This window comes from Kitasatospora sp. NPDC004745 (assembly GCF_042873275.1).
Taxonomy (GTDB): Bacteria; Actinomycetota; Actinomycetes; order Streptomycetales; family Streptomycetaceae; genus Kitasatospora.
In genome coordinates, this window is the sequence record NZ_JBIALK010000010.1 from 220,364 (window position 1) to 232,781 (window position 12,418).

Annotated in this window: 6 protein-coding genes and 1 pseudogene; 4 read left to right on the forward strand and 3 right to left on the reverse strand. The window is 73.1% G+C overall.

Going from position 1 to position 12,418, the window contains the following annotated elements:
* The first annotated feature begins 204 nt into the window (after positions 1-204).
* From ACFYUY_RS19240 to ACFYUY_RS19250, 3 genes are all read left to right on the forward strand, one after another.
* Complete coding sequence (locus tag ACFYUY_RS19240; RefSeq protein ID WP_387901868.1) at positions 205-1,449, forward strand: HRDC domain-containing protein; 1,245 nt, start codon at positions 205-207, stop codon at positions 1,447-1,449.
* A gap of 227 nt (positions 1,450-1,676) precedes the next feature.
* Entirely contained in the window at positions 1,677-2,894 is a 1,218-nt protein-coding gene (locus ACFYUY_RS19245; protein ID WP_360215820.1) for an acetyl-CoA C-acyltransferase, read from the forward strand.
* 2 nt (positions 2,895-2,896) lie between these two features.
* Entirely contained in the window at positions 2,897-5,026 is a 2,130-nt protein-coding gene (locus tag ACFYUY_RS19250) for a 3-hydroxyacyl-CoA dehydrogenase NAD-binding domain-containing protein (RefSeq protein WP_360215823.1), read from the forward strand.
* Positions 5,027-5,146: 120 nt separating this feature from the next.
* Here the strand turns inward: ACFYUY_RS19250 and ACFYUY_RS19255 are convergent, their stop codons facing one another.
* The 3 genes and pseudogenes from ACFYUY_RS19255 to ACFYUY_RS19265 all read right to left on the reverse strand — a co-directional run bounded on the left by ACFYUY_RS19255 (position 5,147) and on the right by ACFYUY_RS19265 (position 10,120).
* Complete coding sequence (locus ACFYUY_RS19255; RefSeq protein WP_360215826.1) at positions 5,147-6,673, reverse strand: glycosyltransferase family 39 protein; 1,527 nt, start codon at positions 6,671-6,673, stop codon at positions 5,147-5,149.
* A 135-nt stretch (positions 6,674-6,808) separates the two neighbouring features.
* Positions 6,809-8,713, reverse strand: a complete 1,905-nt coding sequence (dxs, locus tag ACFYUY_RS19260) for a 1-deoxy-D-xylulose-5-phosphate synthase (protein ID WP_360215829.1) — start codon at positions 8,711-8,713, stop codon at positions 6,809-6,811.
* 229 nt (positions 8,714-8,942) lie between these two features.
* Positions 8,943-10,120, reverse strand: a pseudogene (locus ACFYUY_RS19265) (ROK family protein).
* Positions 10,121-10,560: 440 nt separating this feature from the next.
* On the opposite strand from ACFYUY_RS19265, the gene ACFYUY_RS19270 reads away from it, so the two are divergent.
* Entirely contained in the window at positions 10,561-12,249 is a 1,689-nt protein-coding gene (locus tag ACFYUY_RS19270) for a PQQ-binding-like beta-propeller repeat protein (protein WP_387901873.1), read from the forward strand.
* The last annotated feature ends 169 nt before the right edge of the window (positions 12,250-12,418 follow it).

Below are 12,418 nucleotides of genomic sequence, written 5' to 3' on the forward strand. Positions count from 1 at the left end.
GCGCGGGCGCGGGGGGGGGGGGGGCCCCCCGCCCCCGGGCCAACCCCCCGGGGGCCGTGCGCCCCCCCCCGCGGGGCGGCCACGGGCGCAGGGGCCCCCCCCCCCCGCCGCGGCAGCCTTTCCGGGGCCCGCGACGCCTCCACCCACCCGGTCTGACCAGTCCGACAACACTCCCGGCCGCGAGGACCGTCGTACCCTTGGTGGGTGACCGACGCCGTAGCAGCCATCCCAGAAGAAGCAGCCCCGGTCCCGCTCCTCGAGCCGAAGGAGGGGATCCCGCCCGTCGTGGCGGACGAGCAGGCGCTGGCCGCCACCGTCGCCGCCTTCGCGGCGGGCACCGGGCCGGTCGCCGTCGACGCCGAGCGGGCCTCCGGCTACCGCTACGGGCAGCGCGCGTACCTCATCCAGCTGCGCCGCGCCGGCGCCGGCACCGCGCTGATCGACCCGATCGCCTGCCCCGACCTCAGCGCCCTGGGCGACGCCCTCGCCGACACCGAATGGGTGGTGCACGCCGCCACCCAGGACCTGCCGTGCCTGGCCGAGGTCGGCATGAGACCGCGACTGCTGTTCGACACCGAGCTGGCCGGCCGCATCGCGGGCTTCGCCCGGGTCGGCCTCGGGCCGATGACCGAGAGCGTGCTCGGGCTGAGCCTGGCCAAGGAGCACTCGGCGGTCGACTGGTCGACCCGACCGCTGCCCGAGCCGTGGCTGCGCTACGCCGCCCTGGACGTCGAGGTGCTGGTCGAGCTGCGCGACGCGCTCGAACAGGAGCTGGACGCCCAGGGCAAGCTCGGCTGGGCGACGGAGGAGTTCGCGGCGATCGCCGCCGCGCCCCGCCCGGCCCCGCGCACCGACCCCTGGCGGCGCACCTCGCAGCTGCACAAGGTCCGCCGGCGCCGCCAGCTGGTCGTGGTGCGCGAGCTGTGGCTGGCCCGGGACCGGATCGCGCAGGAGCGCGACGTCTCACCCGGCCGGGTGCTGTCGGACGCCGCGATCGTCAACGCCGCGCTGGCCATGCCGCTGAACATCGCCGCCCTGCAGGCCGTCCAGGGCTTCGGGCCGCGGGTGCACCGGCGCCAGCTGGAGCAGTGGCTGGCCGCCGTGCAGCGGGGCCGGGAGGTCCCGGAGAACCAGCTGCCGCCGGCCGCCGCGCCGCACGACGGGCCGCCGCCGCCGCGGGCCTGGGCGGAGAAGGACCCGGTGGCCGCCGCCCGGCTGTCCGGGGCTCGCGCCGCCGTGACCGAACTGGCCGAGCGGCACCACCTGCCGGCCGAGAACCTGATCACCCCCGACCTGGTCCGCCGGGTCTCCTGGGAGCCCCCGGCCGATCCGGGCGCGGACGGCGTGGCCGCCGCGCTGCGCCGGCTCGGCGCCCGGCAGTGGCAGGTCGACCTGGTGGCGCCGGTGCTGGCCTCCGCGTTCGCCGAGGCCGCCGACGCGCAGGCCTGACCGCAACCGCCCGGAGGGGGCGCCGCCCACGGGACGGCGCCCCCTCCGGCGCGTCCGGGCAGGCCCCGCCGGTGGGACGTGTCGCGGGACACACGGGCCGAACCGTCCGAGGGGCCTGGGCAGGTTGGTTACCGACCGGTAGCATGGCGGTGAAGCGGCTCCGCACGGGTCTTCGCCGGCGGCAGCCTGCCCACCTCGAAATGTTGGTCCCTGGGAGGAGAGCCCCCGTGCCTCGTACCGCGAGGGACGTCGTCTTCGTCGATGGCGTCCGCACCCCGTTCGGCAAGGCAGGCCCGAAGGGCATCTACCACGAGACCCGCGCCGACGACCTCGTCGTCAAGTGCATCCGGGAGCTCGTGCGCCGCAACCCGAACCTGCCCGTCGAGCGCATCGACGAGGTCGCGATCGCGGCCACCACGCAGATCGGCGACCAGGGTCTGACCATCGGGCGCACCGCCGCCCTGCTGTCCGGCCTGCCCAAGTCCGTCCCGGGCTACGCGATCGACCGCATGTGCGCCGGCGCGCTGACCGCCGTGACCACCACCGCCGGCGGCATCGCCTTCGGCGCGTACGACGTGGTCGTGGCCGGCGGCGTCGAGCACATGGGCCGCCACCCGATGGGCGAGGGCGTCGACCCGAACCCGCGCTTCGTCTCCGAGAAGCTCGTCGACGAGTCCGCCCTGTTCATGGGCATGACCGCGGAGAACCTGCACGACCGGTTCCCGCACATCACCAAGGAGCGCTGCGACGCCTACGCGGTGCGCTCCCAGGAGAAGGCCGCCAAGGCGTACGCCAACGGCGACATCCAGCCCGACCTGGTGCCGATCTCGATCCGCAACACCAACCCCGAGGTCGGCGAGACCGGCTGGGGCCTGGCCACCGTGGACGAGCCGATGCGCCCGGGCACCACGATGGAGTCGCTCGCCGGCCTGAAGACCCCGTTCCGCCCGCACGGCAACATCACCGCGGGCAACTCGGCCGGTCTGAACGACGGCGCCACCGCCTCGCTGCTGGCCGCCGAGGACGTCGCCGAGGAGCTCGGCCTCCCGGTCAAGATGCGCCTGGTCTCCTACGCCTTCGCGGGCGTCGAGCCCGAGGTCATGGGCATCGGCCCGGTGCCGGCCACCGAGAAGGCGCTGGCCAAGGCCGGTCTGACCATCGACGACATCCAGGCCTTCGAGGTCAACGAGGCCTTCGCCGTCCAGGTGCTGTCCTTCCTGGACCACTACGGCATCGCGGACGACGACGAGCGGGTCAACCCGTTCGGCGGCGCGATCGCCTTCGGCCACCCGCTGGCCTCCTCCGGCGTGCGCCTGATGAACCAGCTGGCCCGCCGCTTCGAGCAGCGCCCGGACGTCCGCTACGGCCTCACCACGATGTGCATCGGCTTCGGCATGGGCGGCACCATCATCTGGGAGAACCCGCACTTCGAGGGTGGTAAGTGACCATGAGCACCACGACTGAGCTGCTCCAGCACGGCGCCGAGCTCTTCCCGGGCGAGGTCGTCACGACCGCGCACGTGCGCCACCTCGACCTGCCGCTGCAGGCCGGCAAGCTGGCCCTGATCACCCTGGACAACGGCTTCGACCACACCAAGCCGACCACCTTCGGCCCGGGCTCGCTGCTCAAGCTGTCCGTCGCGCTGGACCAGGTCGAGGCCGAGGCCGCCGAGGGCAAGATCGTCGGTGTCGCGATCACCGGCAAGCCGTTCATCTTCGCGGTCGGCGCCGACCTCAAGGGCGTCGAGCTGCTCAAGGAGCACGCGGACGCGCTGGCCATCGGCAAGGGCGGCCACGAGGTCTTCAAGCGGATCGCCGCGCTGCCCGTCCCGTCCTTCGCCTTCTACAACGGCGCGGCGATGGGCGGCGGCGTCGAGGTCGGCCTGCACGCCACCTACCGCACCGTCAGCGCGGGCGTCCCGGCGTTCTCGCTGCCCGAGGTCTTCCTGGGCCTCGTCCCCGGCTGGGGCGGCTGCAGCATCCTGCCGAACCTGATCGGCCCCTCGAAGGCGATCAAGGTCATCATCGAGAACTCGATGAACCAGAACAAGCAGCTCCGCGGCAAGGACGTGTTCGAGCTGGGGATCGCCGACGCGATCTTCGAGCCGGCCGACTTCCTGGAGCAGTCGCTGCTGTGGGCCGCCAAGGTCCTCAAGGGCGAGGTCGTCGTCGAGCGCGAGGAGATCGACCGCGGCAAGGCCTGGGACGACGCCGTCGCCTGGGGCCGCCTGGTCGCCGACGCGAAGGTGCACGGCGCCGCGCCGGCCGCCTACAAGGCGCTGGACATCATCGCCCAGGTCAAGGACGCCGACCTGCAGGCCGGCTTCGACGCCGAGGACGCGGCCCTGGCCGACCTCATCATGAGCGGCGAGCTGCGCAGCGGCATCTACGCCTTCAACCTGGTGCAGCGCCGGGCCAAGCGCCCGGTCGGCGCGCCGGACAAGTCGCTGGCCCGCCCGGTCACCAAGGTCGGCGTCGTCGGCGCCGGTCTGATGGCCTCGCAGCTGGCCCTGCTGTTCGCCCGCCGCCTCGAGGTGCCGGTGGTCCTCACCGACATCGACCAGGAGCGCGTCGACAAGGGCGTCGGCTACGTCCACGCCGAGATCGACAAGCTGCTCGGCAAGGGCCGCATCGGCCAGGACAAGGCCAACCGCCTCAAGGGCCTGGTCTCGGGCTCGCTCGACAAGGCCGTGGCCTTCGGCGACGCGGACTTCGTGATCGAGGCCGTGTTCGAGGAGATGGGCGTCAAGCAGGCCGTCTTCGCGGACCTGGAGAACGTGGTCTCGCCGACCTGCGTGCTGGCCACCAACACCTCCTCGCTGTCGGTCACCGAGATGGCCTCGAAGCTGAAGCACCCCGAGCGGGTCGTCGGCTTCCACTTCTTCAACCCCGTCGCGATCCTGCCGCTGCTGGAGATCGTCCGCGGCGAGCAGACCGACGACGCCTCGCTGGCCACCGCCTTCGCCGTGTCGAAGAAGCTGAAGAAGACCTCCGTCCTGTGCAAGGACGCCCCGGCGTTCGTGGTGAACCGGATCCTGACCCGCTTCATGGGCGAGATCCAGAGCATCATCGACGAGGGCACCCCGATCGCCAGCGTCGAGAAGGCCGTCGAGCCGCTCGGCCTGCCGATGTCCCCGATCGTGCTGCTGGAGCTGGTCGGCCCGGCCATCGCCCTGCACGTCTCGGAGACCCTGCGCGGCGCCTTCCCGGAGCGGTTCTCCGTCTCCGAGAACCTCGGCAAGGTGGTCAAGGCCGGCAAGCGCGGCTTCTACACCTGGGTCGACGGCAAGCAGGTCCTCGACCCCGAGGTGCTGGAGCTGCTGTCCTTCGGCGACACGGTGCTCACCGAGGAGCAGGTCCTGAGCCGCGCCCTGGAGGCCGTGGCGCAGGAGATCGGCCTGATGCTGGAGGAGGGTGTCGTCGCCGAGGCGCAGGACATCGACCTCTGCATGATCACCGGCGCCGGCTGGCCCTTCCACCTGGGCGGGATCACCCCGTACCTGGACCGTGAGGGCGTCTCGGAGCGGGTGAACGGCAAGCGCTTCCTCGCCCCCGGCGTGGCCTCGGTGCCCGCGTAGGGCGTAGCGGTACGCACGACGGAGCCCCGGTGACCCGGAAGGGTCACCGGGGCTCCGTCGTGCTCCGGGGTGCCGTGCCGCCGTCGTGCCGGGCCGCCGGGTCCGGGGGCCCGGCCGGGGTCAGCGCTTGAGGCGGTAGACCACGGTGTCGGCGAAGACGCCGACCATCTCGTAGTGGGTGTCCAGCAGGTTCTCGATCCGCGGGACCATCACCGGCTGGTACGGGGCGATGCCCGAGTCGTCCACGACGACCTCGGGGAGGCCGTTGGCGAGCTCCTTGTCGAAGGTCTGCCAGGCGTTGTTGACGCTGAACTGCTCGCCCACGTTGGGGCTGCCGTCCTTGCCGCCGCTGTAGTTGGTCAGGAAGCCGGCCGTCAGGTAGCGGGTGGCGGGCTTGCGGTCGGCCAGCCAGTACAGCTCCGGGTGCATGCCCCAGACCAGCACGGTGTCCTTGGGGGTGGTCTGGGCGGCGACCGCGGTGGCGACCTCGGTGGTGCGGTTGAGCCGCTCCCCCGGCCAGGCCAGCGCCAGGCCCCAGAACACCGTCGAGGCGACCGTGGTGTACACCAGGACGGGCTTCCAGCGCACCGCCGAGGTGGCCACCGCGCCGGTCCCCAGCAGCACCAGCGGCGGGATCAGCTGCAGGTAGTAGTGGCCGAAGAAGTGGAACCCCACGCTGACCGCGACGACCGAGGAGGCCAGCCAGACCCAGAGGTCGGCGGTGGAGCCGTGCTCCTCGCCGGCGACCGGCAGCGGGCGGTGCCGGTACTTGAGCCAGAGCCGGCGCCCGACCGGGAGCAGGAAGCCCAGGCCGGCCGCGACCAGGATGGCCGAGTTGCCGAGCGCCCGGCCGACCATCTGCAGCCAGGCGCCGCCGAAGGAGGCGTAGTCGCCGCTGCCGGTGACCACCCAGAACAGGAAGCCCTTGGGCTTGGTCAGGATGACCGCGACCAGCGCTATCGGCAGCGTGAACCCGAAGGCGATCTTGAACAGGGCGGGCGGCCAGCGCACCCCGCGCCGGCGGGTGTCCTGGAACAGCATCCAGAGCACCGGCAGCAGCACCGCGCCGCCGGTCTGCTTGGTCAGCGAGCAGAGCGCCACCGCGATGCCGGCGGCCAGCCAGCGGCGGCGTTCGGCGTACCGGAAGGCCGCCACCATCGCGGGCAGCATGAAGACCTCGAAGGTCGCCGCCTGGGTGTCCTCCGGGGAGAGCCCGATGGAGACCAGCAGGTAGAGCAGTCCGGCGCCGGCCCCGGCCCGGTTGCCCCACCGGCCGCGGGCGATGGAGGCCAGCAGGATCGCGGTGACCAGGTGGGCGGCCACCGCCAGCGTGCGCAGCGGCCACAGCGAGGCGGAGCCGAACACGGCGAAGCAGGCCTGGTAGAGCCAGGGCAGCAGCGGCGGCTTGCGGTCCACCACGGTGTCGTACAGCACTCCGCCGTCGGCCAGCATCCGGGCCTGGGTGGCCAGGAAGCCCTCGTCGGGGCTCCAGACCGGCCGGGCGAAGGACGGGACGTGGGTGACCAGCGCGACCAGCGCGAGCACCGGCACCAGCCTGGTCCAGTACCCGGCGCGGACTCGGGTCAGGACGCGCTCGGGCAGGCGCTCGGCCACGGCGGCCAGGCGGAGGCGGGTGGGGGTGGACACGGATGACAACCTACCGGGCGGGATCGGCGCGCACGGCGCCGGTCCCGCCATTCGGTGCGATTGTCAGCTTGTCTCGCGACGAACTGTTACAGGCCTACGACAAACGGTCGTCGCCGGAACGGGTGCCGCCCGCCCTCAGGCCTGGACCGGGGCGGCGTCCAGGCTGGCGACCAGGGCCGCCACCTTCGCGGCGATGTCCGGGGCGTTCAGACCGATCTCGGCCAGGATCTCGCCCCGGCTCGCGTGGTCCAGGAACTCCTGCGGGATCCCGAAGTCGCGCACCGGCAGGTCCACGTCCGCGTCGCGCAGCGCCTGGGCGACCGCGGCGCCGACACCGCCCACCCGGCCGTTGTCCTCGATCGTGACGACCACCCGGTGCTCGGCGGCCAGGCCCGGCAGGGCCGGGTCCACCGGCTTGACCCAGCGCGGGTCCACCACGGTGGCGGTGACGCCCTGGGCGGCCAGCAGGTCCGCGACCTCCAGGCTGGTCGGGGCCATCGCACCGACCGAGACCACCAGCACGTCCGCGCGGTGCGTGCCGCCCGGCTCCTCGGCGGCGCGCAGCACGTCCATGCCGCCGATCCGGCCCACCGCCGCGACGGCCGGGCCGACCGTGCCCTTGGAGTAGCGGACCACGGTGGGCGCGTCCTCGACCTCGACGGCCTCGCGCAGCTGGGCGCGGACCTGGTCGGCGTCGCGCGGGGCGGCGAGCCGCAGACCCGGGATGACCTGCAGGATCGACATGTCCCACATGCCGTTGTGCGAGGCGCCGTCCGTCCCGGTGACCCCGGCCCGGTCCAGGACGAAGGTCACGCCCAGCTTGTGCAGCGCCACGTCCATCAGGACCTGGTCGAAGGCCCGGTTGAGGAAGGTCGCGTAGACCGCGAACACCGGGTGCAGCCCGTTGGTGGCCAGGCCGGCGGCGCTGGTGACGGCGTGCTGCTCGGCGATGCCCACGTCGAAGATGCGGTCCGGGAACGCCTTGGCGAACGGGGCCAGGCCGACCGGGTGGAGCATCGCGGCGGTGATCGCGACGATGTCCTCGCGCTCGTGGCCGAGCGCGACCATCTCCTCGCCGAAGACCGAGGTCCAGTCCTTGCCCGAGCTCTTGACCGGCAGGCCGGTGTCCGGGTGGATCACGCCGACCGCGTGGAAGCGGTCCTCGTCGTTGTTCTCGGCGGCGTGGTAGCCGCGGCCCTTCTCGGTCAGGCAGTGCACGATCACCGGGCCGCCGAAGCCGCGCGCCTTGGTGAGCGCGGACTCCAGGGCGGTCAGGTCGTGGCCGTCGATCGGGCCGATGTACTTGAGGCCGAGGTCCTCGAACATGCCCTGCGGGGCGATGAAGTCCTTGAGGCCCTTCTTGGCGCCGTGCAGCGTCTCGAACAGCTGCTGGCCGACCACCGGGGTGCGCTGCAGCGCGTCCTTGCCCCAGGACAGGAAGCGCTCGTAGCCCTGGGTGGTGCGCAGCGTGGCGAGGTGGTTGGCCAGGCCGCCGATGGTCGGGGAGTAGGAGCGCTCGTTGTCGTTGACGACGATGACGACCGGCAGGTCCTTGGCGTCGGCGATGTTGTTCAGCGCCTCCCAGGCCATGCCGCCGGTGAGCGCGCCGTCACCGATGACGGCGACGACCGGGTCGGCCTTGCCCTTGATCCGGTTGGCCTTGGCCAGGCCGTCGGCGTACGAGAGGACGGTGGAGGCGTGCGAGTTCTCGATCACGTCGTGCTCGGACTCGGCGCGCGAGGGGTAGCCGGAGAGGCCGCCGCTCATCTTCAGCCGGGAGAAGTCCTGGCGGCCGGTGAGCAGCTTGTGGACGTAGCTCTGGTGGCCGGTGTCGAAGAGGATGCGGTCGCGCGGCGAGTCGAAGACCCGGTGCAGCGCGATGGTCAGCTCCACCACGCCGAGGTTGGGGCCGAGGTGGCCGCCCGTCTTGGCGACCTCGGTCACCAGGAAGGTCCGGATCTCCTCGGCCAGGGCGGCCAGCTGTCCGGGCGTGAGCCGGTCGAGATCGCGCGGTCCCCGAATGCGGGTCAGCAGGGCCACCCGTTCCTCCTCGTTCAGTGTTCGCGGACCGCGGGCGGTCCGAGGGGCTTCGCTGCCCGGTCTGGCGGCAGCCCGACGGTCGCGGCCGGTGCCGACCGGTCGAGTCTAATGTCCGCTTGCCGGACACCGAGCGGCGCGGCCCGTACCACCGATCGGATACCGCCATTCCCCGAGGTCGGCCCGGGGGCGCTCGTCACCGTGGATTGACGGACGGACGTACGGCCGTGGTTCAGGCACGACCGAGTGCGCCGGACTCGCCCATCTCGCTCATCACCAGCGCCAGCGCGCCGAGCACCTCCGCCCGCCCGCCCAGGGTGCCGGGGACCACCGAGAGCTGGCGGGCCGCGCTCGGGATCGCGTAGCGGGCCACCGAGTCGCGGATCGGGGCGAGCACCAGCTCACCGGCCTCGGCGAGGTCGCCGCCGAGGATCACCCGGCGCGGGTTGAGCAGGTTGCACAGGGTGGCCACGCCGGTGCCGATCTGCCGGCCCGCGTCGGCGATCACCCGGCGGCACCCCAGGTCCCCCTGGTGCGCCAGCTCGACCACCCGCGGCAGGGTGAGGTCCGGGCCGAGCGTGGAGGTGAGCAGGGAGAGCAGGTACCGCGAGCCGACGAAGGTCTCCAGGCAGCCGCGGTTGCCGCAGCGGCAGACCGGCCCGGCCTCGTCCAGGGTGATGTGCCCTATCTCACCGGCGGTTCCGCCCGGGCCCCGGTAGATCTGGCCGTTGACCACCAGGCCGGCGCCGACACCGCTGGCCACCTTGATGTACGCGAGGTCGCTCAGCCCGCGCCCGGCCCCCAGACCAGCTCGCCCAGGGCACCCAGGTTGGCGTCGTTGTCCACGTGCACCGGCATGCCGAGCCGCTCCGCCAGCTCCCGGCCGGGGGCGATGCCCGTCCAGCCGGGCAGGATCGCGGTGGAGCCCAGCGCGCCCGTCTCCACGTCGATCGGGCCGGGCACGCCGAGGCCGACGCCGATCACCTTGTCCGGGCGGAAGCCGGCCTGCTGGAGCAGCCGCTCCACCATCGCCTCGGCCCGGTCGAAGCCCTGCGCGGCGGAGACGTCCACGTCGATCGGCGCGCTCTCCTCCGCGAGCACCCGGTGCGCCAGGTTCCCGACCGCGACGCGCAGGTGGGTGTGGCCGAAGTCGATCCCCACCACGATGCCGGCGTCCCCGCTGAGCGAGACGCTGCGCGCGCGCCGGCCGCCGGAGGAGGTGTCGGCGACCACGACGGTGCCGCTCTCCTTCAGCTCCCGCACGATGTTGGACACGGTGGCCGCCGAGAGGCCGGTGCCGCGGGCGATCTCGGCCTGGGTCAGCGAGCCGGCCATCCGCACCGCGCGCAGCACCCGCTCCAGGTTCGCCCGGTGCAGGGACGACTGCGAGCCCGGTGTGTCCGTCGACATGATCCACCCTCCCAGGGGGCGGGGGCCCCTCCGTCGGGACGTCCCCTTCAACTCCTGAAGGGTAGGGCCTGTCCCCCGGATCGGCTCGGGGCCGGGCCGATCCGGGGGACGGGGCCGGCCCCGCGGGCACCGCGGTGGCGGCGGAGTGAGCGGCGCGTGGAGGTGTTGCACAGCCTGGACCTGCAGGGACGGGCCACGGCCGTCCTGGCGGCGGCCGAAACCCACTCACCACTACCATGGTGCCCAATCTCACGCGCCCCACCGGACCGCGGACGGTACCGGGCAGGGGAACGCTTCCAGACATGACGGGGAATCAGATGGCAGGGGATCACCCTACGCCGGGGGCCGGCGAAGCGCCGGGCAGCGGCCCGCAGGACAATCGGGGCGTCTCGTTCGGCCGCCCTCCCGGCGGCGTGGACCCGGCCGCCGTGGCGGACCAGATGACGCAGCTCGACGGCGCACCGATCCCGGGCCCGGCCGCACCCGCCGGACCGCCCCCGGCCCAGCCGCCGGCACCGCCCGCGCAGCCGCCGGCCGGCGGCGTCGACTACGCGGCGTACGCGCCCACCGCGGCCGGCTTCCCCAGCCAGGCCCCGCCGCCGGCCGGGGCGCCGGTCGGCCCGTACGACCCCGTCGCCGGGGGCGGCTACCCCGCGCCCGACGCCGGCCAGTCCTACGGCGCCGGCTACGGCTACCCGCAGCAGCAGCCGGGCTACACCTACCCGGGTGCGCCGGCGGTGCCGCCCGCGCCCAAGCAGCGCAACCCCGTGATGCTCTGGGGCGGGATCATCGGCGGCGTCCTGGCGATCGCCATCGTCGCCGCGCTGGTCGTGCTCCTCAAGGGCTCCGACCCGGACCCGGCGCCCAACGCCAACGGGGGCACCACCACCTCCGGCGGCACCACCGGCGGCGTCACCGACGCACCGACCGTCGACGGCACCACCGGCGGCAGCAGCACCGGCGGTGGCGGTGGCGGCAAGGCCAGCTACAACATCGCCTGGAACGCCGCCAAGGCCACCACCGGGGACGGCAGCTCGCAGATGCTCGGCATCTGGGGCACCGACAAGCTCGCGGTGCGCGCCGACAGCACCGGCATCAAGGCCTACAACACCTCGGACGGCAAGGAGGCCTGGACCATCGCCGTCCCGGGCGGCAGCAAGGAGCTGTGCACCGCCTCCTACGCCTCCAACTCCAAGAACATCGCCGCCGTCTCCTTCAACACCGGTGACAGCGACTGCTCCACCATCGGCGCCGTCGACCTCGCCCAGGGCAAGCTGCTCTGGACCGTCAAGGTCTCCAACGACCGGATGTCCTCGCCGACGCTCAGCGTCACCGACAAGGTGGTCGCCATCGGCGGCAACGTCGTCGGCGGCCTGAACATCGACAACGGGGCCGCGGTCTGGCAGTTCCAGCCCCGCGACAAGGACTGCAGCCTGTACGGCCGCGCCGCCGGCAGCCAGATCGCCGTCAGCGACCGCTGCTACGGCGGCTCCGGCCCCAAGTCGCAGCTGGTCGTCGTGGACTCCGACACCGGCAAGACCACCAGCTCGCCGATCACCCTCACCGGCACCATCGAGCGGATCGACAAGGTCGTCCAGGACCAGCCGCTGGTGCTGCTGATGAGCAGCGGCCCCAACGGCGACTACATCCTGCCGTTCGACAAGAGCAACAAGCCCGGCAACCAGATGTCCGTCAAGGAGCCCGGCGCGGACAGCCTGCGCCTCTCCGGCCAGGCCGACGCCTACACCCAGAACGTGGTCAGCGGCACGACCCTGTACGCGCAGGTCAGCGGCAGCAAGTCGGGCATCAACGCGTACGACCTGACCACCGGCAAGCGCATCTGGTCCACCGCGAGCAGCAGCTCCAGCAACGACATGCGGCTCGTCTCCGGCACCGACAAGGACGGCAAGGTCCGCGCCATCGTCAGCCAGGGCTACAACAAGCCCGCCCGGCTGGTGACGCTCTCGCCGACCGACGGTTCGATGACCGACCTCGGCACCATGGCGATGCCCGACGGCCTCGACATCGGGATGAGCCTGTCCGAGTACATCCTCTCCAACGACGGCAACGCGGTGTACGCCTTCCGTCGCGGCAGCTCCGACGCGCCGCTGACGAAGTGGAAGAAGTGACGCCGCCGACGCGGGACGCGTGACGCCGCGGAAGCGGAACCGGTGACACCGGGCGGGGGGGGGGCCGGGCCCCCCCCCCCCGCCCCCCCCCCCCCGCCCGGCGGGGGGGGCCCCCCCCCCGCGCGGGGGGGGGTTGGGCACCAACACCGGCCCCACCGGTGGCGGCGGG